General features: G+C 69.4%; 19 protein-coding genes. 8 read left to right on the forward strand and 11 right to left on the reverse strand.

Translation table 11 applies throughout. From position 1 onward, the window contains the following. Positions 1-8: 8 nt before the first annotated feature. Together OID54_RS05400 and OID54_RS05405 are read right to left on the reverse strand one after the other, a co-directional pair. Entirely contained in the window at positions 9-1,541 is a 1,533-nt protein-coding gene (locus tag OID54_RS05400) for an amino acid permease (protein ID WP_329027275.1), read from the reverse strand. A 60-nt stretch (positions 1,542-1,601) separates the two neighbouring features. Beyond that, on the reverse strand, positions 1,602-2,558 hold the full coding sequence (locus OID54_RS05405) for a hypothetical protein (protein ID WP_329014712.1): 957 nt from the start codon (positions 2,556-2,558) through the stop codon (positions 1,602-1,604). Between the two features lie 447 nt (positions 2,559-3,005). Between OID54_RS05405 and OID54_RS05410 the strand changes: the two genes are divergently transcribed. After that, positions 3,006-3,386 carry a DUF6299 family protein gene (locus OID54_RS05410; protein ID WP_329027277.1) on the forward strand — a complete coding sequence of 127 codons (381 nt, stop codon included), beginning with the start codon at positions 3,006-3,008 and terminating at the stop codon, positions 3,384-3,386. A gap of 12 nt (positions 3,387-3,398) precedes the next feature. Here the strand turns inward: OID54_RS05410 and OID54_RS05415 are convergent, their stop codons facing one another. Beyond that, positions 3,399-5,930 carry a SpoIIE family protein phosphatase gene (locus tag OID54_RS05415; RefSeq protein ID WP_329014714.1) on the reverse strand — a complete coding sequence of 844 codons (2,532 nt, stop codon included), beginning with the start codon at positions 5,928-5,930 and terminating at the stop codon, positions 3,399-3,401. A 417-nt stretch (positions 5,931-6,347) separates the two neighbouring features. On the opposite strand from OID54_RS05415, the gene OID54_RS05420 reads away from it, so the two are divergent. Beyond that, entirely contained in the window at positions 6,348-7,271 is a 924-nt protein-coding gene (locus tag OID54_RS05420; RefSeq protein WP_329027278.1) for a MurR/RpiR family transcriptional regulator, read from the forward strand. A 457-nt stretch (positions 7,272-7,728) separates the two neighbouring features. Here the strand turns inward: OID54_RS05420 and OID54_RS05425 are convergent, their stop codons facing one another. Next, positions 7,729-8,454: a Clp protease N-terminal domain-containing protein gene (locus tag OID54_RS05425; protein ID WP_329014717.1), complete on the reverse strand. Its 726-nt coding sequence runs from the start codon at positions 8,452-8,454 to the stop codon at positions 7,729-7,731. A gap of 213 nt (positions 8,455-8,667) precedes the next feature. Between OID54_RS05425 and OID54_RS05430 the strand changes: the two genes are divergently transcribed. Further along, entirely contained in the window at positions 8,668-9,066 is a 399-nt protein-coding gene (locus OID54_RS05430) for a YybH family protein (protein ID WP_329014720.1), read from the forward strand. Positions 9,067-9,139: 73 nt separating this feature from the next. Here the strand turns inward: OID54_RS05430 and OID54_RS05435 are convergent, their stop codons facing one another. The 3 genes from OID54_RS05435 to OID54_RS05445 form a co-directional block, all read right to left on the reverse strand. After that, the gene (locus OID54_RS05435; RefSeq protein WP_329014722.1) at positions 9,140-9,652 is read right to left on the reverse strand and encodes an NUDIX hydrolase; all 513 of its coding nucleotides are present in this window, start codon (positions 9,650-9,652) and stop codon (positions 9,140-9,142) included. A gap of 9 nt (positions 9,653-9,661) precedes the next feature. Continuing rightward, positions 9,662-11,290, reverse strand: a complete 1,629-nt coding sequence (lnt, locus tag OID54_RS05440; protein WP_329014724.1) for an apolipoprotein N-acyltransferase — start codon at positions 11,288-11,290, stop codon at positions 9,662-9,664. Between the two features lie 173 nt (positions 11,291-11,463). After that, a complete protein-coding gene (locus OID54_RS05445) occupies positions 11,464-12,231 on the reverse strand; it encodes a hypothetical protein (RefSeq protein ID WP_329014726.1) in 768 nt (255 codons plus the stop codon). Between the two features lie 352 nt (positions 12,232-12,583). Between OID54_RS05445 and OID54_RS05450 the strand changes: the two genes are divergently transcribed. Then, entirely contained in the window at positions 12,584-13,681 is a 1,098-nt protein-coding gene (locus tag OID54_RS05450; protein ID WP_329014729.1) for an O-antigen ligase family protein, read from the forward strand. A gap of 126 nt (positions 13,682-13,807) precedes the next feature. Here the strand turns inward: OID54_RS05450 and OID54_RS05455 are convergent, their stop codons facing one another. Both OID54_RS05455 and OID54_RS05460 read right to left on the reverse strand, forming a co-directional pair. Next, entirely contained in the window at positions 13,808-14,386 is a 579-nt protein-coding gene (locus tag OID54_RS05455; protein WP_329014732.1) for a hypothetical protein, read from the reverse strand. A 95-nt stretch (positions 14,387-14,481) separates the two neighbouring features. Next, positions 14,482-15,321: a glutamate racemase gene (locus OID54_RS05460; RefSeq protein WP_329014735.1), complete on the reverse strand. Its 840-nt coding sequence runs from the start codon at positions 15,319-15,321 to the stop codon at positions 14,482-14,484. Here OID54_RS05460 and OID54_RS05465 point away from each other — a divergent pair. After that, on the forward strand, positions 15,320-16,495 hold the full coding sequence (locus tag OID54_RS05465) for a glycosyltransferase (RefSeq protein ID WP_329014738.1): 1,176 nt from the start codon (positions 15,320-15,322) through the stop codon (positions 16,493-16,495). The two genes, OID54_RS05460 and OID54_RS05465, sit on opposite strands and share 2 nt — an antisense overlap. A 54-nt stretch (positions 16,496-16,549) precedes the next feature. On the opposite strand, the gene OID54_RS05470 is transcribed toward OID54_RS05465, so the two are convergent. Continuing rightward, a complete protein-coding gene (locus OID54_RS05470; protein WP_329014740.1) occupies positions 16,550-17,872 on the reverse strand; it encodes a TerD family protein in 1,323 nt (440 codons plus the stop codon). A 243-nt stretch (positions 17,873-18,115) separates the two neighbouring features. Between OID54_RS05470 and OID54_RS05475 the strand changes: the two genes are divergently transcribed. From OID54_RS05475 to OID54_RS05485, 3 genes are all read left to right on the forward strand, one after another. Next, positions 18,116-18,580 carry a DUF6643 family protein gene (locus OID54_RS05475; RefSeq protein WP_329014743.1) on the forward strand — a complete coding sequence of 155 codons (465 nt, stop codon included), beginning with the start codon at positions 18,116-18,118 and terminating at the stop codon, positions 18,578-18,580. A gap of 273 nt (positions 18,581-18,853) precedes the next feature. Further along, entirely contained in the window at positions 18,854-19,462 is a 609-nt protein-coding gene (locus tag OID54_RS05480; protein ID WP_329014746.1) for an Rv1733c family protein, read from the forward strand. A 231-nt stretch (positions 19,463-19,693) separates the two neighbouring features. Further along, positions 19,694-22,123 carry a right-handed parallel beta-helix repeat-containing protein gene (locus OID54_RS05485; protein ID WP_329014749.1) on the forward strand — a complete coding sequence of 810 codons (2,430 nt, stop codon included), beginning with the start codon at positions 19,694-19,696 and terminating at the stop codon, positions 22,121-22,123. Here the strand turns inward: OID54_RS05485 and OID54_RS05490 are convergent. Then, positions 22,093-24,669, reverse strand: coding sequence for a hypothetical protein (locus OID54_RS05490; protein ID WP_329014751.1), 2,577 nt, complete (start codon positions 24,667-24,669; stop codon positions 22,093-22,095). The genes OID54_RS05485 and OID54_RS05490 overlap by 31 nt on opposite strands. Between the last annotated feature and the right edge of the window lie 103 nt (positions 24,670-24,772).

Raw genomic sequence — 24,772 nt, forward strand, 5'->3', positions numbered from 1 at the left:
CGGCCGGCTCACACCAGGTCCATGGCGGCGACTTCGTCGGGGCTCCCGTAGCTGACGGGGCCCTGGAAGCGTCTGCGTGCGGCGGCGAACCACCAGGCGGTGGCCACCAGGAGGACCACCCCGAGGGCTATCGGCGCGTAGTTGAAGGTCGTCGGGGTGATCGGTGAGACGTGGGGCAGCATGAACAGCACGCTGCTGAAGACGATCCAGGCCACAGCCGTGCGCGCGACGGGCCTGCCCCAGCGTCCGAGGTGCCAGGGGCCCGGCTCGAATTCCGTGCCCAGTCTCAGTCGGAGATAGATGGGTACGCCATAGGCCAGATAGAGCCCGACGACGTTAACACTGACGATCGCCGCGAACACGGTGTGCGACCACCAGGCCGGGGTGATCAGCAGGAAGGAACAACCCGCGGCCAACCAGACCGCCTTGACGGGTGTCCGGGTACGTGGTGATACCGAATGCCACAGCCGGGAGCCGGGCATGGCCCCATCACGCGCAAAGGCGAAGATCTGGCGGGTATTGCTGGTCATGTTGGCAAGGCCGCAGAAGAGCATCGAACCGATGACGACGAGCAGGAGCAGCCGTGCGGTGCCCGTGCCGAGGGCATCGATGAGAATCCGTACGGGCGGCGCCGAGGAACTCGCTGTAGTCGGGTAATCGCGGATCGCGAACACCAGGGCGATCATGAGAATGAGACCGGCGACGGCGGAGCAGCCGATGGCCCACATGATGCCCCTGGGCGTACTCATCGTGGACTTCACCGTCTCTTCGGACATGTGGAAGCTTCCGTCGAATCCCGTGAAGGTCCAACTGGTGACCAGCAGACCGAGCATTGCGGCGTAGACGGCATTGGAGAAGCCGGTGGTGTTCACGAAATGGGTGGTGAAGCCGGGCGATTGATGGTGACTGGGGATCAGGACGAGACTGAGGACGATGACCGTCACGCCGATGGTCAACCACCACACGGAGATGCGGTTGAGGGCGGCGACGAGGTGCACGGTGTAGGTGTTGGCGAGCGCCTGGACGAGCAGGATGGCCGTGGTGATGACGACCGTGCGGTGGCCCGTGACCTGATAGCCGGGCCACTGCATGACGATGAACGCCTGGATGAACGTGGCCGCGGCGTAACCGGTGGCTGCCGTTCCGCCGATCTGTCCCACGAAGTTCAGCCAGCCCGTGTACCAGGACCAGGCACCCCGATGTCTTTTGGCGAGTTTCCCCGCGGAGAAGTAGAGGGCCCCGCTTGTGGGATAGGCCGAGGCGATTTCCCCCATGGCCGCTCCGACGAAGAGGACCATGATGGATACGCCGATCCACCCGAACACCAGAATGAGCGGTCCACCCGAGACCATACCGAATCCAAAGGCGGAGAAGATACCGGAGATGACATTGATGATGGTGAAGGAGATGGCGAAGTTGTCGAATGTGCGAAAACGTCGAGTGAGTTTCCGCGGGTATCCCATCGCATGCAGTGTCGCGTCATCGTCGAGAACGACGGCGCCATCATCGCGATGACGTTTCCTCGGCCGGATGGCAGTCATTCTCTCGGACACGACAGCGTCATTTTCCTTTCTGACTGGACAGACGGTCGATTTCTCTGCTCAATGAGAGCCGGGAAAGGGCAAGCCACAGGACCGTCTCGCTCGGGACAATTGGTCCTCGGGTGAACCGAAGACGCTCCACGGCATACGTGCGGCAAAGGGGCCCATGGCCGCCAGGACTTCACGGGCTTCGAATTCCCGCCGCCCCAGATAGAGGGCGTGCGCCAGGTAGGAGAGGTCGAGGACGGGTGTGAAGCGGTAGTCGGCGAGTTGGGGGAACCAGTGGGTGTAGCCCGCTGCCGCCGTGGCCACGCACTGCGGCTGCCGCCAGGCGTGGTGGGCCAGCAGGGAGTTGGGGTCGTACTCCTCGGCCAGGGCCACCAGGGGCAGCAGGCGCACGGCGGATGCCAGGGGCGCGCGGTTGCTGAGGAAGGCGGCCACGTCCCAGCGCGCGCTCGCCGTGCCGCCGTAACGGGTGAAGAAGAAGGCGAGAAAACGGTGGTGCGCCTCGCGGTTCCAGGGGTCGAGGCGCAGGATGCGGGCGAAGAGCTGCCAGGGTCCGGGCGGTGAAGTCAGGAGGCCGAGCGGGGCTCGGTCCATCGGACGCCGGATGCGAGTGATCGCCAACTGGGCGACCCGTGGGGTGGGATCAGTCGGCAGCAGACGGGCGGCCCGATCGGCCGCGGCGTTGGCGATGTCCACCAGCGCTCCGGTGTGCGGTCCCCCTTCGTCGGCCGAGCGCAGCGCGCGGAGCATCGCGACCCGCGCCCACAACAGGGACGATTCGGGCCCCGGTTCCTCGGCCAGCCAGCGTTCGGCGAGATCGGAGTCGGCCGCTTCGGACGCCAGCACCAGCGAACGGTGCGCCCTGACCTCGAAATCCCCTCGCACTTCCCGGAGAACCTCCTCTGCTCCGAGGTATCGCCCCGCTCGTACATCGATGCAAGCACGCGCCAGCTGGTGGTCATCAGCTGCCGGATGCCAAACGTACTGTGCATGGAACGGGCCAGCGGCCACGGTCTGTCCCCCTTCCCCCCGGACGGCGCCGTCCGCCCGCATTCCGGTCGCGCCGGACAATGCCGGATCACTGTCGATCACCGGCTGCGGGATCACACCCTACTCAGGACCCAGTGAGAGGGAAAACACTCGGTCGGCGAACGTTGGCCGGGTCTATTGCACATCACAGAGAGGGTTGGCATATGCCGTCTCCCATACACCCGGTGATAGCCGCCCCCTTCTAGAACATGTGCTCCATGGTGAAGCTGTCGCATCGTCTGAGCGAGTGGGAAATGAGCCGCGCGGACCTCCGGGTTCGATCGGGAAGTTGACCGAGCGTCGAAATGGCGGGCGACTCACCCGTTCGCCCGGAGCGACGACACCTCAAGGATGGACACTCGTTGGACAGTCATGATCATCCCTCGACACTCAGTGCTCATTTTCTCGGCCTGTATCGCCACGGCTCTCGTGGTCGGGCCCCTATCCGCCAGTGCCGGTGCCCAGCTCTCATCGAACACGGTCACGATCGATCAGGTGGGAAGAATCGCCTCGGATGGCGCGATCACCCTCACCGGCACCTACCGCTGCTCATCCCAGCCCGTCGGCCCGGTGCTGATCGGTTCGCAGGCGATCCAGGGCAGCAGCCGGGTCCACCTCGAAGGGGTCGTGGCGACCTGCGACGGTCAGCAGCGCAGCTGGCGGGCGACCGGCCGGGGGACCGAAACGCTCGTTCCGGGAGCGGCGAGCAGTGAGGCGACACTGCTCCACCTGGACTTCTCGCACGGGCTGGTGCCCTTCCCGAAGGTCCTGACCTCGGGCACCGGTTCGCTACGGCTCCAGCGAAGCTGACGGCACCTCGGTTCACTCCCAGCGCGAGGCGAGCAGCAGCGCAATGTCGTCCGGTCGGTCGGTTGCCGCCCTCGCCTCGCGGATCAAGCGGTCGGCCGTCTCGGTCAGCGGGGACGAGCCGCACTCGGCGAGGGTGCTGCGCAGCCGCTCCACTCCGAGGTCGATGTCGATGCCCGGCTGTTCCACCAGCCCGTCGGTGTACAGCGCGAGGACAGCGCCGGGCTCAAGGCGCAGCTCCGTCACCGGGTAGGTGGCCGATGCGTCGACCCCGAGCACCACGCCTCCCGCCAGATCGAGGACTTCCGTCACACCGTCCGGGCGGTACAGCAAAGGCTGGGGGTGGCCGGCCCGTACCGCCTGGGTGTGGCCGGTCAAGGGGTCCACGACGATGTAGCAGCAGCTCGCGAACTGCCCCGGATCGAGGTCGATGAGCAGCCGGTTGGTCCCGCTCATCACCTCTTCGGGAGCCTCCCCGCTGAGTGCGAACGCCCGGACCGCGCTTCTGATCTGCCCCATGGTGGCCGCCGCGGAGACCCCGTGGCCCTGGACGTCCCCGATGACGAGGGCGAGCCGGTCCCCGGTCTCGACCACGTCGTACCAGTCGCCCCCCACGTCCATGCCCTGGGTGCCGGGCAGATAGCGGCCGACGGTGGCGGCGTTATCGAGCACGGGCAGTTGATGTGGCAGGAGGGCGTCCTGGAGCCCGCGGGCGAGCGCCGCTTCGGTGTCGTAGCGCTGGGCACGGGCGAGTGCCTGGGCGATCAGTCCGGCGAGGGCGGTGAGGACCGCGCGCTCTTCGGGGCTGAATCCGCGCGGCTGGTCGAAGCCGAGGATGCAGGAGCCCACCGGTCGACCGGAGGCGATCAGGGGGAGGAACGCCCGGGCTCCGACGTGGGCGTCCAACGGAATGCCCGGGTAGGCGTCCCCCAGTTGCTCCATCGACTCGAAGAAGATGGGTCGGCCGGAGGTGAGTGTCTCCACGCCGGGCAGCCGTGAGTCGAGCGCCACCCCGTCGAAGCGGTCGAGGAAACCTTGGGGGAATCCGGTCTCCCAGGCGAGGAAGAGATGGCGTTCGTGCAGGAGGTAGATCGCCAGTTGTCGGCCGCCGAAGGCGGGCAGCAGTTCTTCGGTGACGACGGCGGACACTTGACGGGCGGTCACCGCCTCGGTCAGGGCGATCGCCAGCGCCACCGGTCGGTAGAGCGCCGAGGCCCGGTCCGCGGGTGAGCCGGCTCCGGGGCCGAGCACGGTCCCGGGTGCGACGGCGGGCTCCACCTCCGGCACCTGTGCGGGTTCCTCCGCGGCGACGACGGTGGCCGTTAGTCCGTCGTGACCCGAGTAGAGCGAGAAGGCCAACCAATCCTGCGGGGTGCGGCGGGCCACGAAGTCGACCGGGGTGTCCGACATCAGGGATGCGCGGAAGTGGTCTTCGTAGATGGTGTGTCCGAGCCAGGGCAACGCCTCCCAGAGCACCCTGCCCGTCAGTTCGGTCCGGGCCCGACCGAGCAGTGTCTCCGCGCTGTGGTTGAGATAGGTGATGCGGCCGAGCCGGTCCGTGGAGAAGACACCGCGCGGCAGCCGATCCGTCGCCTCGAAGACGATCGGGGCCGACCCGAGGTCGACCAGGCAACCGGTGAGCCGCACCGGCTCCTGCCCGGTGGGCGGTTGCTCCGCCGCGGTGGAGAGTTCGAGGAAGTACGGTCGCCCGTCCGGTCCGCGGACCTGGATCCTGCGCCGTGCCCGGCGACCGGCCGTGGCGAGCTGACGGGCCAGGGCCCAGATGCCCAACACGTCCTCGTGCAGCAGCCGATCGGTCAGCGCCTCCACGGTGCCCCCGAAGTGCTCGGGGGCGATTCCCACAATGGCGCACAGCTCGTCGTCTACGGTCAGGGCTCCGCTGTCGAGTTCCCAGGTGAAGTGGCCGATGCGGACCAGTGGGGTGGTGACGGAGGGGAGTTGGACGGGTTGAGGTTCACCGTCCCAGGCCACCGAGACGCCCCGCCGGTCCAGGTCGCCGAGCGCCGATGCCAGCCGGCGGGCGACGTTGTGGATGCGGTGGCGGTCACTGTTCTCGACCGGATGGCCCGGCGTGGCACGCCTCAGTACGGCGAGCACACCGAACTTCTCCCGACCGCTGACGATCGGGACGTAGAGCGAACTGAAGGGGAAGGGCAGGCCCGCCATCAGCTGCGGGAATCGCCGCATCGACTCCTCCGCGTCGGCCAGGTGGATCGCCCGCCCCGAGCGATACGCCTCAGCGACCGGGAAGGGCCGGTTGGCGTGCATCCGCCACCAGGGGTGGAAGAGCCTGGCCGGCAGCCCGGCGAGCACGGCCAGCCGCAGGAGACCTTCGGTGGAGGAACGCAGATAGACACCGCCGGCGTATCCGCCGACGGCTTCCGCCGCGCTGACCGCGGCCTGGGCGAGCGCGACGTCCAGTTCTCCGGGAGTGCGCTGACCGCTCAGGGACGCCTCGGGTTGTTCCTGCACATCGGCATCCGACGGTCGGGGCGGAAAACGCCCTGCCTCGCCGTACCAGGTCATCTGAGGCGTTCCTTCGGGTCGTGACAGGCCGCGGGCAAACGGCTCCAGGTCGCCGCCCCGGTGCATCCGGCCCCGACCGCCTGTGCCGTCGCAGGACGCCGGGTTTCCACCGGGTGCACCTGCTCCTCCGCCTTGCGCTGCACGACACAGCCCCCGCTCGTTCGATCCTGACCGACCAAAGACACGCCCAAGCCCAATATGCTCCTCAGCCACCAGACCGCGCATCTCATGACGGAGGCGCACCTCCGGATGCCCTACCCCGGCAACTGGTCCGACGCGGCGGCGATCGGCTGGTCCACCGGCCCAGCCGTCGTCCGGTATCTGAGACAACGGGTAGGGCTCGCACGTACATCCGTCGTACGGCAAGTGCTCCTGGGCTATGTTGAGGCGGGAGTGGGACGAGAAGGAGTGACACCGGTGCCATCAGATCAGCAGACACGCGCACAGGCGTCTGCGATCACGCCGGGAAGACCGGCTCCCGATGCGGAGCCCGCCCCCACGGACAGGGTCCTGGCCCTCTTCGGAGGCCATCGGCTCTCCCCTGGCCAGCGGCGTATCGCGCAGTACATCACCGAACACCTCACCGAGGCCGCGTTCTTGTCGATCACCGATCTGGCCGATCGCGTGGGGGTGAGCCAGCCGTCGGTCACCCGGTTCGCCGCATCGGTGGGCTTCAGCGGGTACCCCGCACTGCGCGAGGCCCTGCAACCGATCGCACTCAGCGCGGTGGCGGCCTCTCCCGAGTCGCGCGAGGAGAACCGACGCAACGAGTTGCAAGCGGCGGTGGACACCGAGATCGACAACCTGGAGAGCCTGCGCAGGCTACTCGCCGACACACAGCAGATGCTCGATGTCGGCGGGGAGCTGGCCCGGTCGGTCCCCTTGACCGTCCTCGGGCTGCGCATCTCCGTCTCCCTCGCGGAGTACTTCGCCTATGCGGCGCGGCGCATCCACCCCGACGTCCGGACGGTGACCCGGGGCGGCAGCGTCGCCTACGACGCCCTCCTCCAGTCGAGGGAGGCGGGCGGGACCTGGGTGCTGGCCTTCGCGATGCCTCGGCACGCCAAGGAGACCCTGGCGGCCATGCGGGCGGCACGCAGCGCAGGACTGCGCATCGCGCTGATCACCGATCTGGCCCTCGGCCCGCTGACGGACGAGGCCGATGTGACGTTCGCCGCCGCCACCGGTTCCCGGCTGGTCTTCGACTCCTACGCGGCGCCCGGTGTGCTCTCCGCAGCTCTGCTCCAGGCCATGGCCGACGCCGACCCCCAGCGCACCCAGGTCCGGCTGGAGGGCTACGAACAAGCCGCGGAGCACCACGACTTCTTCCTGGCGGACTGACCCCCGACCGCCGGGGGCCGAAGGTTCGACGATGAGCCAATATGCATGAATTTTTTCATACCCTTGATTACTCAACGGTATATATATTTACTGAACCGGTGACCGGAGATCCTCGGATCCCCGGTCCGGTTCCACGCCACCAAGGATTCGGCAGCTCGCAACGATGTTCATCACCCCTCGCGCCGCCTTAAGCGGTGCGTATCGCCTCCCGGAGCCGGGACCCGTCCCGTCCGCGGGCGACATCGGCGACACCGATCCCCCTTGGCCCGTGCGGGCCCACTAGAGCCGGACACCCACGAAGGAACGCTTGTCCTCCTCGCGTTGCCTCCGCGGTAGTCCGTGAGGGCACTCCGTCCCCTGCGGATGCCCCCTTCGGCGGCCTCGGTCTACCCCTGGGTCGAGGCCGCCGCAATCACCACCAGCGCAATCACCATCGACGCAATCACCATCGGCACGATCAGCCGTCCTGCTCGGCGGCGACCGCGTCCGCGATGTACGCCTCCGCGCCCGCCTTGTCCACACCGGCCGCCGCAAGGACCCCACCGCCGCCCTCCTGCTCCAGCAGCGCCAACAGGACGTGCTCGGTGCCGATGTGGTTGTGGCCCAACCGCAGGGCCTCTCGATAGGTCAGCTCCAACGCCTTCCGAGCACCGGCGTCGTACGGCACCAGAGCGGGGACCTCCTCCGCCGCGGAGGGAAGGGCATCCGTGGCCAACTGTCGCACCGCGTCCAGCAGCACCCCTTGCGCCCGAATGGCACGGGCCCCCAGCGACTGCTGCTCGCTCAGCAGGCCGAGCACCAGATGGACCGGGGTGATGTGCTGGTTGCGGGCAGCGTGCGCCTCGTTCTGAGCGGCCACGACCACGTTCTTCGCCCGGGTCGTGAACCGACTGAAGCCCTGGTTGGGATCGAGGTCGGACGGCTCGCCGGCTTTGGCCACGAAGCGCTTCTGCGCGGCCTGGCGGGTCACCCCCATACTCTTGCCGATCTCCGTCCACGAGGCACCCGAGCGACGCGCCTGGTCCACGAAGTGACCGATGAGGTGGTCGGCGAGATCGCTGAGGTGGTCGGCGGCGACGACCGCCCCCGAGAGTTGGTCGAGCTCGTCCGGATGGGCGGTCTTGATCGCCTCGATCAGATCGTCGAGGCGTACGGGCTGAGCTATCTGCGCGGGCTTCTCCATGTGTCAACCTTAGGTTGACACCCCATTGGCGTCAACCCAGGGTTGACATGACTGTGCCCACCGCTGCCCAGCCGGGACGGGACCGAGGACGAAGCGTCGACACCTCCTCGATCGAGCGTGCAAACCCACCGAGGGCGCCGGCGACAAGGGAACGATGAGTCCGAGCGCCGGCGGGAGTCGGCCCTGCACCAGCCGCTACGAGGAGGAGACCCGATGAGCGATGACACGGCGGAGATCACAGCCCTGGTCGAACGATGGGCTCGGGCGGTGCACGAGGGGGATCTGCCGGGGGTGCTCGCGGACCACACCGACGACATCGTCATGTTCGACGTCCCCCCGCCCGAGCAAGGCGTTCGCGGCATCGACGCCTACCGGGCCACCTGGCCGCCCTTCTTCGACTGGCAGCGGCAAGGAGCCTGCTTCGAGATCGACACCATCGAGGTCACGGCCGGCGACCGGGTCGCCTTCGCCCAGGCACTGCTGCGCTGCGCCGACGCGGACACCCTCCGCACCGACCCGGACCAACGGCTACGACTCACCCTGGGGTTCCGCAAGGAGGAAGGCCGTTGGCAGGTCGCCCACGAACACCACTCCTTCACCCTGCGCCCCTGATCGCGGCCGTCGGACCTGACGCAGGGGACAGACCTGACGCAGGGGACGGACCTCGCCCGCCCGTGCCGGCGTCCTACGAGCGGGTGCCCGGCGCCGTCGAACCCACCGCCGACCCTGCGGGTTGGAACCACGATGGCCCACCGGCTATGGCCCGCTCCACCTGGAAACGCTCCCAGGGCGGCAGCACGGGCAGGGCGTCCACGGCGAACCAGCCCACTTCCAGTGACTCGTCGTCGTTCACCCGCGCCTCACCTCCGATCGCACGGCAACGGAAGGTGATGTCGAGGTACTGACAGCAATCCCCGTTGGGGTAGATGACCGGCTTCGGCATCGCCCGGACCAGCGCCACGTTCTCGGGGACGCAGTGCACCGCGGTCTCCTCGTACACCTCGCGGACCGCAGTGTCCGCGGGTTCCTCACCCGGCTCGGGAATACCGCCGATGGTCGACCAACGTCCGTCGTCGGCGCGCCTGCCCAGCAGGACCCGTCCCCGTTCGTCGAAGACGACGGCGGACACTCCCGGCAACAACAACAGCTGGTGGCCCGCGTCTGCCCGAATGTCACGGATGAAGTCAGGGGTTCCCATGGCGCGACCCTAACGCTCTTGAGTGCTTGCCTCGGAGCCGGCGGCGGCTCGGGCCGAACGCCGCACCCGCACCGCCTGGAGCGCGACCCGGCCGAGCCCCCCGGCCGCGAGGAGCAGCAGGATCGCCTCGGGCCAGAGGCCGAGCCGAGTGGCAGGAGTCAGCGAGGAGCGCAGCGGCACCTCGGCGACCAGGGCGTCCGGCGTGAACATCCGGGTCTTCTGGACGACCTTGCCGTCCGGCATGATCACGGCGCTGACTCCGCTGGTCACGGGAACGACCACGGACCGTCCGTGCTCGACCGCCCGCACCCGGGACATCGCCAACTGCTGGTACGTCATCTCGCTGCGGCCGAAGGTGGCGTTGTTGCTCGGTACCGAGATCAGCTGGGCGCCTTCCGTGACGGTGTCCCGCGCCATGTCGTCGAAGGCGGCCTCGTAGCAGGTGACCAGACCGACCTTGGTGCCCGCGAGGTCGAAGACTCCCACCTCGTCCCCGGGCCCGAAGTCCCGGCGGACCCGGTCGACATCCGAACTGAAGATCCGCACCACGGAGCGCATGGGAATGTACTCCCCGAACGGCTGCACATGGCGCTTGTCATAGGTGTTCACGGGGCCGCGCTCGGGGTCCCACTCGATGAGGGTGTTGCGGAGCTTGCCCGTGTCGGGTGTGAGCACCGCACCGACGACGGTGGGCACACCGATGGCCCGCACGGCCCGATCAATCTCGACCCGGGCGTCGGCGTTGCGGTAGGGATCAAGATCGGACGAGTTCTCCGGCCACAACACGAAGTCGGGCTGCGCCACCTTGCCGGCCTTCACATCGGCAGCAAGTTCCTCGGTGCGCCGTACGTGGTTGTCGAGGACCGCACGCCGTTGGGCGTTGAAGTCCAGCCCGAGCCGGGGCACGTTGCCCTGGATCGCCGCGACCGTGGCGGTGCCGTCCTCGGCCGAGTCATCGACGAGGGGCAGCGCGGCCAGAGCGGCCGTGACGGGTACCAGCAGGCTCAGGAGCGCCGCGGCCATCGGCCCCCGGGGCAGGGCGCCACTGCGCCGGTACGCCACCACGCGACGCGCAGTTTCGAACAGACCGAACCCGCAGAGGACCACGGCGAACCCGAGGAGCGGTGTCCCGCCGAGCGCTGCGAGCGGTAGGAAGACCCCGTCGGCCTGCCCGAACGCCAGCTTCCCCCAGGGAAAACCCCCGAAGGGCACGCGCGCACGGGCGGCCTCGCCCAGGATCCAGACTCCAGCGGCCCAGACGGGCCAGGCCGGCAACCGGCTGACCAGGGCGATCCCAGCAGCTGCGGCAGCGATGAAGAGGGCTTCCACCGCGGCCAGTGCGATCCACGGAACGGGACCGACCTCCTCACCCGTCCAGATGAGGAGCGGCAGCAGGAACCCGAGGCCGGCGAGGTAGCCGAGACCGAAGGCGGCCCGGGCCCGACGCCCGTGGAGGCTCCAGCCGAGGAGGGCGATCGCGGGCACGGCGAGCCACCACAGCGGACGGGGCGGGAAGCTCAGATAGAGGAGGTACCCGGAGAGCGCGGCGGCGCCCGGCCGCATGAGTCGGCGGAGTAGCGACCGCCGCTCGATGTGGTCGGGCTGCGGGGCGTCGACGGGTGTCATGGTGGCGCTCACCTGCCGGAGTCTACGGCGAGTGCACGCTCGCCCGACGGGCTGGGCGGCCCGTGAGGGTGTCCGGCAGCGGGCGGGGCGACCACAGCCCGATGGCAGGAAAGCCCTGCTGTGCGCAGTAAACGCACCGGTGCCGTACCACCCGACCCTGGGGCGGTACGGCACCGGTGTGCGGTTCAGCCGAGCTTCTTGACCTGGGCGTCGATGACCGCCTTGGGCTGGTCCGCCGAGCCGGCGAGGCTCTGCGCGAAGAAGCTGGCGACGATGCCGCCCTTGCGGATGGCCACCAGATGCGCCGTGGACGGCTTGCCTTCCAGATCCACGCTGACGGTGTAGGCCACCGCCTCGTCACCGGCTGTGTACGAGGCCGGCTCCACCTTGGTGACCTTCACCTTCTCACCGGGGACGGTCACGGTGAGCCCGCCGGCACAGTCGGTGCCCGCCTTCTTGATCGCCGCGAGCACATCGGCCGCCTCCTGGCCCTCGTAGGAGGCGACGACATCACCGGTGATCGTGCCGGACAGGGCGTCCATGGCCGCCTTGAGCTTCTCCTCGGGCGAGGCGTCCTTCGCGGGGTCCTTCGGAATGCCCATGATCTTGCGTCCGGCCGATGCGGCGGGAGTGCCACCGGCACGCAGGGCCATGACGTCGACCAGGGGTGTGCACTCCGCCTTGTCGGCCTTGGTCCCCTTGGCTGCGACGAGATCCACCTTGCCGGCCGGAGTGATCTTGTGGTTGGGCAGGTCGGCCTGCTCCAGCATCAGCTTGTCCAACTCCGCCTGGGACAGCGCCTTGGCCGCCGGGGCGGCGGGTGCGCCCTTCGTTGCCTCCGACTTCGCCTTGTCCTTGGCTGCGGGCTCGTCGGAGCCGCACGCGGTCACCAACAGGGCGAGCGAGAGTGCGGATGCGGCCAGGGCGGTACGGCGGACAGTGGTGCGACGCATGAGAACGGCATTCCTTCGAGTCGATGAACGACGCTCCCCCCTCGGAATCGTCGTGGCCCGAATGTATGGCCCGCCGACGGCGAATGATCAACATACTGACCCCTCGCGGCGATTGTGATGGCAGCGCAATCGCACATCCGCACAATCGAGATCCGGTTGTGTACAACCCTCCGAACGTTGTCCATATATGGGGTGCAACAGCCGATTCTGCGCCCCGCGGGCACCAGCACCCAAGCCCATCGATCTGGACTTCCCTCACCCCGGTCCACAAAAACCGTGTCCCTGCCGTTACCGTGTGGGCCGGCCCTGCGAAGACTCCGCGTCGAACCCGCAGGGCATGGGGAGTTCCGTCATGGATCGGGGGGTCGGCGGAGTGGCTGGACCGGGCGGGTACCGCAGACAGGAGCGGGGCAGGGCGGTCGATGTGGTCGGGGGCGTGATTCTCGGCGGCTGCGCCACCTGGTCGCTGATCAGCGCGGCCGGCCGCGATGCCAGACCCGAGGGCGTGCTCCTGGCCGTGTTCGCGGTGGCCGCGGGATACGCCTGCGGGAGGATCAGCGGCACGCTCCTACCGGTGGGTGCAGCCTCTGCGGTCGCCGTGGCTGCGCTGTGCCTGGCGGTCGTCTCCCCGCACGGCGTACCGGGTGTGTACACGAGCACCCCCGTCCAACCCGGGCAGTTGGGAGCCACCGCCGGCCTGTTGGTGCTCGCCGCAGGCGCCGCCTGCGCCGCCGCGGCGGCAGCCGGCCCCGGGGCGACCCGTCTCCTGCTGCGCATATTCGCCTTCGCCGTCGTCTGTACGGCGGTCGCCCTGGCTTCGGTGACCGGTGCGGTGGCGGCAGCGGGCGTCCTGCTCTGCGCACTGGCCACCTCCCGCATGCAACGGCGGGCGATCGCGCTCCTGGGGCTCGCCCTGGCCGCCGCGCTGGTGACCGCCGTCTCATGGGGAGTGGCAAAGGACGCACTGCCCGACGGATTGACCGACTCGTTGAAGGGCGGACTGACTCATCACCGGGTGGCTCTGTGGCACGACGCGGTGGCCCTGGCGGAGGCCGATCCGGTACGGGGTGCGGGCCCGGGAGGCTTCGGAGTGCGGAGCACGACCGCCCTGGACTCGGTGGGCGCGGACGGCAAGCCCCATTCAGCGCCCCTGCAGCAGGCCGCCGAGCAGGGCGTGCCGGGAGTGGTCCTGCTCGCTACGGCATTCGGGTGGTTGCTGTACGGGTTGTGGCGCTCACCACGGCCCACTCCCGTGGTGCTCAGCGCAGCGGCGGCACTGACGGCCCTGGCAGTGGTGGCATCGGCCAGCAACGCACTGAGCTTCGCCCCGGTGACCGCGGGGGCGGGGCTGCTCGCGGGACTGGCCACCGCACGGGTGGGGGTCGGTGACGTACGCGAGAGCGAGGGCAGGGCGTCACCGGCCGCACCGGGTCTGGCCTCGCGCGCATGACAGCCGGTCCAGCACGGGGACCGGGAATCGTGCGATGCAGAGCGCGCACGGCCGAGCAGAAGCACTCGAACCATCGGCGCGGGGCATCGCCGGGGCAGCCCGATCCGTGCCGCCCAGCCGCCCGCCTCAGCCCTGGACGGCCGCCGCGTGGCCCGGATGCCCCGGAGTCAGCAGATCGCGCACGGCGCGTACGGCCGCTTCGGCGTCGTCAACCGTCACCGTGAAGGTCCTGCCGTCGCCGAGTGTGAAGACGACGGCCTCCCCACGGCGGACGATGACTGCCGTGCCGCGCTCGGGACGCCAGCGATAGCCCCAGCCGCCCCACTGACGTGGGGTGACCTGGGGTGCGAAGTCCGCGCCCACGACGTGGGAGAGGGGAATCCGCCGCCGGGGCAGCCCCATGTGACCACAACGGACCTCGACGAAATCGCTGTCGACGGTGACCGCCACATGGACGAAGGCCAGGGTTCCGTAGAGCATCAGCAGACCTGCGGCGACGCAGCCGACGACGGACATCACCAGGGGGATGATCCCTGCGGTCCAGTTCGATTCGACGGCGAGTTCCACGCCGAGTGCGATGCATGCGGCGCCCGCAACGGCAAGCAGCCACTGGATGCGATTGGTGGCACGGCCGGTCCACACCGCAGGCACGGGTTCGACGGAGTGCGCGGTGGGACGCAACGAGTCATCGAAGTGGTCCCTCATGCCAAGCAGAGTACCCAGCTTCCCGGAGCTCGGCCCGGGTCCATGAGCAAGGTCACCCCTGCCGCCTCGGTGCTGTTGCCGCGCTGCCCGCGGCGTCAGCGCACGGGGGTGGCCGCGTGCAGCGACCTGGCCTCGACATAGCTCATGGCCTGCACGGACAGTGCGGACTCCCGGCCGCTGTGGAGCACGGTGACCCGGCCGCCGATGGGCGTTCCCGGTGCGCTGGCATCCGTACGAGCCACCCGGCGCAACGCCTGCGCCGCGACGGCCTCGGCTGACCCGTAGAGGACGACCGGGACTCCGACGGCTGTGCGAATGCGCTCGGCCACGAGTTCGTAGTGGGTGCAGCCGAGGACGATCGCCCGCACACCTCGGGGGGTGAGTGCCGCGGCAGCGGTGATGGCACGGTCGATCATGGTGTCGTCCGCGTGTTGGACACCGTCGGCGAGGCCCGGGCAGGGCACTTCCGTCACGGCGGCGGTGCCGGCGAAGTCATTGATCAACCGGCGTTGGTAGACACTGCCGGTGGTGGCGGGTGTGGCCCAGATCGCCACCTGCCCGCCGCCCGCAGCGGCGGGCTTGATCGCGGGAACCGTTCCGATGATGGGGACCGCGGGCTCCAGTTCCGCTCGGAGCGTGGGCAGTGCGTGCACCGAAGCGGTGTTGCAGGCGACGATCAGCGCGTCGGGAGCGTGGGCGACGGCGGCCCTGGCCACGGCGAGCGCCCGCTCGGTCACATCGTCCGGTGTGCGCGGTCCCCAGGGCATTCCCTCGGGGTCGGAGGAGAGCACGAGGTCCGCGTCCGGCCGGAGTCTGCGTACCGCAGCCGCCGCCGCGAGGAGGCCGATTCCGGAATCCATGAGCGCGATCTTCACCCGGTCACCATAGTCGACAGCATCGGTGACGCCGTCTGGCTGCGGCAGACTTCGGCTCATGATCGCCCTTGCTTGGATCGCCGTCGGGTCGCTCGCCGCATGGGGGTGGCTACTGCTGGGCCAAGGGTTCTTCTGGTGTACGGACCAGCGGCTGCCCCACCGTGTCCCTCTGCGGGATTCTTGGCCCGATGTCGCCGTCGTGGTGCCCGCACGCGACGAGGCCGCGATGTTGCCGACCACCCTTCCGACCCTCCTGGCCCAGGACTATCCGGGACGGGCCAGGGTGATCCTGGTGGACGACGGGAGCACGGACGGCACCGGCGGATTGGCGCAGGAGTTGGCCGGGCGCCACGGAGGACTGCCGCTGACCGTGGTCGACCCGGGGGAACCGGAGCCCGGCTGGACCGGGAAACTGTGGGCACTGCGCCACGGCATGGCCGTGGCCCGGACGGACGGGCCGGAGTACCTCCTGTTCACGGACGCCGACATCGCCCACGCGCCCGACAGCCTGCGCGCACTGGTGGAAGCGGCGCGGGCGGGTGGTTGGGACCTGGTCTCCCAGATGGCGCGCCTGCGGACGGTGAGCGGTTGGGAGCGGCTGATCGTGCCGGCCTTCGTCTACTTCTTCGGCCAGCTCTACCCCTTCCGGTGGGTCAACCGACCGACGGCGAGAACCGCGGCTGCCGCCGGCGGGTGCGTATTGCTGCGCAGGGCGGTGGCGGAGCGGGCCGGTGTGCCCGAGTCGATCCGAGGGGCGGTCATCGACGATGTGTCGCTGGCGCGCGCCGTCCAACGGGCGGGCGGACGGATCTGGTTGGGCCTCGCCGAACGGGTGGACAGCGTGCGGCCCTATCCGCGGTTGGCGGACCTGTGGCACATGGTGGCGCGGAGCGCGTACGCACAGTTGGCGTACAACCCCTTGTTGCTCGCGGGGACCGTGATGTGCCTCGCCGTGGTCTATCTGGCACCGCCGATCGCGGTGTGCGCGGCGCTCCTGACGGCGAACGCGGTGGCGGGCTGGGCGGGTGGGCTCGCCTGGGCGGTGATGATGGGGACGTATCTGCCGACGCTGCGCTACTACCGGCAGTCCCCGCTGTTCGCTCTGCTGCTGCCGTTCATCGGGTTGCTCTATCTGCTGATGACCGTGGATTCGGCGGTGCAGCACCATCGCGGCCGGGGCGCGGCGTGGAAGGGGCGTACGTACGCCCGCCCCACGCCGGCACCGGAACGCTGAACCGCTACAACCGCTACAACCGCTACAACCGCTACAACCGCTACAAAGAAGAGGTCACTTGCGGCCCGGTGTCCAGTTCATGCCCCAGCCGTACGTCTGGTCCATGGTCCGCTGGGGACTCACCCCCCGTTCCGGGACGAGGAAGCGGGCCTCGCGCTTCACAACGAGGTCCGAACCGGTGTTGGTGATCAGCGCGAGTGAGCAGACGGTGGACGGAACGGTGCATTCGCCGAGCGAGAACTCGATGGGCGCACCGTGTTGGGGCTGGAGGGTGACCGTCGCATCGAGGTCGGCGAAACTGCGCGCGCCTTCGTAGATGGTGACGAAGATGACCACTCGACGGAGGTCGTTCCGATGGTCGAGGTTGATGGTCAGATTCTCGCCGGAGGTGCCGCCGGTGCGGTCGTCGCCGTCGAGGTGGATGTAGGGGGCCTGGTTCAGCGCGCCGAAGGCGTTGCCCAGCGACTGGACCACACCCTTGCGCCCGTCGGTGAGTTCGTAGAGGGCGCAGAGGTCGAGGTCGAGATCGCCGTGCATGGCGATGGCCCGGCCGAGCTTGGCCCCCCAGCCCTTGAACTGCTTGCGCACCTGCCAGCTGAGGTTGACGCGCAGCGCCCCGGATGTGCCGCCCTGCTTGGTGAGGGAGACGGACGGGGTCTCCTTGGTCAGGGTCACCTTGGACAGCCGTACGGGGGTGGGCGCAGCGGCCGGGGGCGGTGTCGGGGTGGCAGGGGCCGGAGCGGGTGTCGGTGCGGGTGTCGGTGCGGGCGCGCGGAGGTGCATGGTGGCGTTGGAGGTGTCCGGTGCTGCGCTGACCGGGGGCGGGGTCCGTTGGGGTTCGTCGACGGTGATCCCGTAGTCGGTCGCCAGCCCGGCCAGCCCGGTGCCGTACCCCTGTCCTACCGCGCGGAACTTCCAGGCCCCTTGGCGCCGGTAGAACTCGCCGAGCACGAAGGCCGTCTCGACGCTGGCGTCCTGGCTGTCGTACCGGGCGATCTCGGCCCCGGTGGAGGCGTCGGTGACCCGGACGTAGAGCCCGGGTACCTGGCCGAAGCTGCCGCCGTCGGCCGATGCGGCGAGCACGATCCGCTCGATCGTGGGCTCCACGGCGGTCAGGTCCACATGGAGGCGGTCGGTCACCGGGTCGGAGTCGGACTGTTTGCCTTCGTGCCGGACCGCCCCGGAGGCATGGGTGGGTTGGTTGTAGAAGACGAAGTCCGCGTCCGAGCGGACCTTGCCGGAACCGGAGTCGAGCAGCAGTGCGGAGGCATCGACGTCGGGAACGGCGGGACCCGCCCCCCAGCCCAGTTCGACCCGGACCTGCGGCGCAGGCACCGGAGTGTTACTCCCTTTTTGCATGGACATGCTTGCCCCCATCACGAGCTCCGAGCATCTGAATTGGTTCACCGAGGGTCAAACCTAGCCCTCATCGGGCCCATCAGACGTCTCCGGACCCACCAGTAACCGCCTCCGAGCTCGCCCTTTACACGATTCCTACGTCACAGCGCGACCGTTTTTCCCGGGTTCGGTCCCATTGGAGCTCAACAGTCGGTCATATCTCCGGAAACAACCCTCTTATCGGGCTCCCCAAAACCACATCGTGGGCTTAACTTATGTGCCATGACCTCCCCCCGCTCCACTTACGGCGGCGGCTACTACTCCGCTCCGTCGTTCGCTGACACCCCGATCTACGACTCTCTGGTCGCAGAGCGGGGCACGCCTCAGATCGCTCCGATCCGAGTGCCTGCCGCCTACGACACCGGCAACAGCTATCTGCCGGCGCTCCCCGCGGCACTCCCCGCTCTTCCGGCTGGGCCATCGGCGCCCCAGCCCGCATACGGCTACGGGCAACAGGTTCCGGTTCCGCAGCCCATGCCGCTGCAACAGGCCCCTGCGCCGTACATCCCCCAGCAGCAGCCGGTGCCGCCCCGCGGTTATCCCGCGCAGCAGGGCTACCCGCAGCAGCAACGTCCGCCGGCCACGGGCTACGAGGCGATGCGCCCCGCCGCTCCTCGCCCAGCGCCGGCACCGGGCCCCGGCTACACCGACCCGTACAACCGCCCCTACCCGGGGCAGGGTTACTAGGGACGGTCCGTCAAGCCCCCGCCCGCTCCCGTCTCCTTCCCGCTCCCCCTTCTCCTTTCCGGACCGCCTGCGGCGGACTGCCATGGGTATGAAGTGTTCCCTTCTGGTGAGGTCTGTGGGAACACGGCATCCCGTGCGCACGTTGGGTAGAGGGGACGGGACGGCCAAGGGCTCGCCGCACGACACCAGGACGCACAGGGTCCGCTGGGACTCGTAGGATGCGTGGTGGTGTTGTGCGGCACCGTGCTGTCCGGACGGCAAGGGGGTGTGGGCATGCATGCGGCACGGGGTGTCTGGCGTTGGCGCGGCAATCCCCTGCGCCGGGCCACCGATCAGATCGAGGCGTGGATGGCGTTGAGCGCCGCGCTGCTCCTGGTCACCGTCGCCCCCGCGTTCGGTTGGCTGGTCGGCTCGGCCACCGATGATTCCCTCCGTCAGTCGATGCGGCTCCAGCGGCAGCAGCGCCACCAGACCACGGCGACGGTGGTGAGTCCCTCCCCTCCCGCGAAGGCCCGCTCGCACGATCCCGACGCCAGTGCGGCGGACCACCAGCAGCGCACGGTCACGGCTCAGTGGCGCGCGGTGGACGGTGGCAGGCACACCGGTGCGATCGCGACCGTTCTGGACAGACCCCGGGCAGGTGATCGAGTCACCATCTGGACCGACGCCCGCGGTCATGTCGTCACCCGTCCCTTGGACTTGGCGACCGTTCGTGTGCACTCGGCGCTCACCGGGGTGGGCGCCGCACTGTCCGCAGCGGGAGCGCTCGAATGCGCCAGACGCCTGGCGCTGTGGCGTCTGGTGCGGCGCAGACACGACCGTCTGGACCGAGCCTGGGCTGCCGTCGGACCGGATTGGGGACGTACCGGTACGGGCAGCTGACCTCCTGATTCGTCAACTCCCGACGCGTGCGCGCGCTACGGTGGGGCGACCCCGTCGAGAAGTGTCTGGGGAGTGGGCCTGTCGTGCGATCAGGACGTACTCAGGACAGAGTTTGACGCGGGCGCGGTAGTCGCGGGCGAGTCGGTCACGATGGAGACAGGCCCGTAGGGGGCGTTCCCCTCCCCGAGGCGCGCCGAATCCGAACACACGAGGTGGGGGCAGAGCAGCACGATGGCACAGGGCACGGTCCAGGTGACCCACACGGGCACATCGCGGTGGCGGCGCCGCACGGGCGAGTACGCCTCCTTGGCAGCAGCCCTGGAGGCCGCCGGGGACGGCGACGTCCTCACCGTCGCCCCGGGGACGTACCGCGAGAACCTCGTGGTCCAACGGGCGGTGACACTGCGCGGCCCCGAGGGCTCGCTGGGGTCGGTGCGCATCGCACCGGTCGACGGCGTGCCGCTGACGGTACGGGCGTCCGCCACCGTGCAGGACCTCTATGTGGAGGGGCAGGACACAACTGCGCCGGCTCTGCTCGTGGAGGACGGCACCCCCGAGTTGATCGACGTGCGCATCTCGACCCGCTCGGCCTCCGGGTTGGAGGTGCGCGGAGCCGCTAGGCCCACCGTCCGCCGCTGCACGATCGACAATCCCGCAGGCGTCGGCATAGCCGTCCTGGAGGGTGCGGGGGGCGTGTTCGAGGAGTGCGAAGTGGTCTCGGCAGGCCAGTCGGGCGTGTCGGTCCGCGGGGGCGGGCACCCTCGGTTGGAGCGTTGCCGTGTCCACCACGCGTCGGGCGCTGGCCTCGCCGTCACCGGTGAGGGCAGTGGTCTGGAGGCCATCGGCTGCGAGATCTACGAGATCAAGGGCTCGGGGGTGCAGATCGCGTCACGCGCGACGGCCCATCTGACCGACTCCCGGGTGCACCGGACCTCGGCCGACGGGATCACCCTCGACACCGACGCCGTACTGACGCTCTCCGACTGCGACATCCATGACATCCCGGAGAACGCGATCGACCTCCGCTCGCGCTCCGTGCTGACCCTCACCCGCTCCACCGTTCGACGTTTCGGCCGCAATGGTCTGTCGGTGTGGGACCCGGGTACCCGGGTCGACGCCAACCAGTGCGAAATACACGACAGTACGGGCGACTATCCCGCCGTCTGGATCAGTGACGGGGCGACGGCCGTACTGGACTCCTGCCGGGTACACGACGTACCGGACGCGCTGTTCGTCCTCGACCGCGGCTCCCGGGTCGACGTGGTCGACAGCGATCTCTCCCAGATCCGCAACACGGCGGTGTCGGTGAGCGACGGCGCGAGCGCACAGCTCGACGACTGCCGGATCAGGGAGGCGTCCACCGGGGCCTGGTTCCGGGACCACGGCAGCGGCGGCACCCTCAACTCCTGCACCATCGACGCGGCCCAGACGGGTGTCATCGTCACCAAGGGCGCGGATCCGCTGATCGAACGCTGCACGGTCACCTCTCCCGCCGAAGCAGGTTTCTATGTATCGGCGCAGGGGCGGGGCACCTTCCGGAGCTGTCGGGTGACCGGCAGCGGCGGCTACGGCTTCCATGTGATGGACGGCTGCCGCACGACGCTCAGCAAGTGCCGTACGGAGCGGTGCGCACGCGGTGGGTACGAGTTCGCCGACCCGTCGTCGCCCGTCGTCGAGGAGTGCACGAGCGACGAGTCGGCGGTGCCCGTATCGCCCGGTCGCGTCGCCGCCGAAACCGGTACGGATCGGCTGACATCGACCCAGTCGTCAGGGCTGTTGACGCCGGCGCCGGCTCCCGTCATCACGACCACGACCGAACCAGAACCCCCGTCCGAGGCAGCCGCCCCCGCGCGGACCCCGGATGCAGTTCTCGGCGATCTGGACGAACTGGTCGGCCTGGACAGCGTCAAGCGGGAAGTCCGCTCGCTGACCAACATGATCGAGGTGGGACGGCGCCGCAAGGAGGCCGGGCTCAAAGCCGCATCGGTCCGTCGGCACTTGGTCTTCACCGGTTCCCCCGGCACCGGGAAGACCACCGTGGCGCGGTTGTACGGAGAGATCCTGGCGGCGCTCGGTGTGCTCGGTCGCGGACATCTCGTCGAGGTCTCCCGGGTGGATCTGGTGGGCGAGCACATCGGCTCGACCGCGATCCGGACGCAGGAGGCGTTCGACCGGGCGCGCGGCGGGGTCCTGTTCATCGACGAGGCGTACGCGCTCTCCCCCGAGGACTCCGGCCGGGACTTCGGCAAGGAGGCCATCGACACGCTGGTGAAGCTGATGGAGGACCACCGGGACGCGGTCGTGGTGATCGTTGCCGGCTACACGGCGGAGATGGAGCGATTCCTCACCGTCAACCCTGGCGTGGCCTCCCGGTTCTCCCGGACCATCACCTTCCAGGACTACGAGGCGGACGAGTTGCTGAACATCGTCCAGCGGCAGGCCGACGAACACGAGTACCGACTAGCGGAGGGCACGGACGAGGCCCTGTTGAAGTACTTCACCGAACTGCCCAAGGGTCCGGCGTTCGGCAATGGCCGGACCGCACGCCAGACCTTCGAGTCGATGGTGGAGCGCCATGCGGGTCGGGTCGCCGAGCTGGTGGAGGTCAGCACCGACGACCTGACGCTGCTCTACCCGGAGGACCTGCCCGAACTGCCCTGAGCAGGCTCCTCGTAGGAGTGGGGTTGGCTCGGGATGGCGGGGAGCAGTCGCTCCAGCAGTTGTTGTCGCTCGGCGGTGAAGACCGGGTCGGCCTGGTAGTCGGAGTGGCCCCGGATCGGTTCGGGCAACGGATGGCTGCGGGAACGCCCGTAGACGACCGGATCGTGCAGGGGTGCGCCGTCGACCGGGCGTTGTCCGATCTCGGGCGGCAGCAGCACCGGTCCCCCTATGGGGTCGGTGGGCCGCCAGAGATTGCGCCAGCCCTCGACCTCGCCCCGTAGATCACCGAGTGCTCCTGGGCCGAAGTAGGCGGGGAACCAGCGTCCGTAGAGCCTTTCCAGGGGTGAGCCGTAGGTGAGCAGCGCGACTTGGCTGCGGGTGGCGGCCGGGAGTTGCCAGACGGCGGCGGCGGCCAGCACGCTGCCTTGGGAGTGACCGGAGATCACCAGTCGACCGCCGGTCTGCTCGGTCCAGGTGCACATGCGCCAGGTGAGGTCCGGTACGGCGCGTTCCGCGTAGCAGGGCGGGGCGAAGGGGTGGGCGGCGCGGGGCCAGAAGGTGCCCACGTCCCACAGGATGCCGATGGTGCGGCGGGCGGAGGCATCACGATAGGCGCGCCGGCCCCAGGTGACGAACAGTATGAAGCCGAAACCGACCAGCCAGGAGCCCAGCGCCTGCGCGGCTTCGGCGAAGGACTCGGCCCACCCGCCGCCCGCGAAGGCCCGACCGGGTACCGCACCGCTGATCCAGGCCCCCAGGACCGCGCCCACCCCCAGGACGAGCGTGGTACCGGCGATGATCCCCACCATCCGAGGCGCGGCATCGGTGAGGTCAGCGCGCGCCCGCGCACCGGCGATCCGTCGGGTGCGGACCCGGTCGGGACGCCATACGTCGCTCGGTCGGGTTCGCTCTCTCGCCTCGTACTCGGCCTCGATGCCCGGCCCGAGACGGCGCGTCGCGAGGAGGACGCGGACCGCGAGAACGACGGCGGGCACGATCAGGACGAGCAGCAGTACGGGAATGACGGAAGCCTGCCAACTCAGCAACACGGGCGGGCCGGGGATGTTGCCCTGTCCGTCCATTCCCGGGGTGCCGGGCCCGTCCAGCCAGTCGGCGACCCGTTGTGCGACGCCTCCGGTCATCACCCCGCCGAGCGCGCACGCGAGCATGGCGACCGCAGGGCCGGCGACTCCTCGCAGGGCGGTGCGCGGATGGCGGGCCTGCCGTTGGAGGACGACGGCGGTGACGGCGAGGGCCACGACCAGGACCACTTGGGTGAGGGCGATCAGTCGGAAGGCGGCGTCCCCGGGCAGCGCCCCATGGGACACCCAGTCCGGGCGGGGCCAACCGGCGTACAGCAGGGCGAGGACCCAGAGCGCGATCGCCGCGGCGGGCAGCCGACGGACCGCGATGCGATCCAACCGGGCGTCGAAGCGTCGTTCACTGCGACCGCGGCGGAAGACGACGGCGAGGACGGCGAGGAATCCGAGCGCCAGCAGGGTCTCCAGCACCCATCCGCAGATCGTCAACAGGACGCTGTCGGCAGCCCGGTCGTGACGGGCCGCGGCCCCGGTGATCGCGGCGGAGACCGTGAGCAGACCGACAGCGGTGTGTGCGGCGCGGAGACGAGCGACGAGCCTGCGGCCGTACCAGAATCCGGGCCGGCCTAGGGCAGGCGGACCTGCCGGGCGCACCCCCGGCTCCGGCTCGAACTCGGCGTCGGCGTCGGCGTCGGCGTCAGCGTCAGCGTCAGCGTCAGCGTCAGCGTCAGCGTCAGCGTCAGCGTCAGCGTCGGCGTCAGCGTCAGCGTCAGCCGTATCGTGCGTGTCGTCGGCATCGTCTGCGTGAGTGGCGGAGGAGTCGCTAACGGCGGTGCTCCTACGCTGCCGCGCGCCGGGGCCCGCTTCGCCGTCGGCCACCTCAGCGCCGGTCGGCGGACGCTGCGACTCGTACGCGTTCCAGGTCCGGTTGGAGAGGTACCAGAGCAGGCCCACCAGGGCGGTCGGGACCAAGGAGGCGAGGGCCAGCCGTCGACCGGGCTGGGACCACCAGCCGCCCTGCTCCGGGGAGAGGAATCCCAACCAGGAACGGCTGTTCGCACACGATGCGACGCCGGCGCACTGCCAGGCCACCAGATCGAGCGCCACCTCGCACGCGGCGGCGGTCAGCAACACGGTCAGACTGAGCGCGACCAGTCGCACCAGGACGCCGTACGCCCTGCTCGTCCCCGGGCGGCCCAGTGCACGCGGACGCATCCAGTGCGCCAGGTTGACGACCATGAAGGGGAGGAGCAGCAGCCACAGGGCACGCGCGCTGTTGCCCGAGGTGAGGTTGGACCAGCAGTACGCCTCGGGGATGGGTTGGTCACGGCCGCGCTCGGGGTCTCTTTCGGCCTTCTCGTCGTCGCAGCGCCGGAAGATCGCGGCCTTCTCGTCACCGGAGACACGGACGGTCCGAGGATCGCCCAGTATCTCCTGGGGGCTCGCCCCGCCGACACCGTGGACCAGCAGTTCCAGTGCTGGACCCTCGCTTTTCGGGGCCGACATCGCAGATGACACCGGTGTGACTCGCTCTCTGGCCGGGGGCGGCGGCCATACGGCCGCACGCGTCATTCCTCCTAAGAATCCCGGATAGCGGCGGCTTGTCACA

Origin of the sequence: Streptomyces sp. NBC_00690, assembly GCF_036226685.1 — a bacterium.
Lineage (GTDB): Bacteria > Actinomycetota > Actinomycetes > Streptomycetales > Streptomycetaceae > Streptomyces.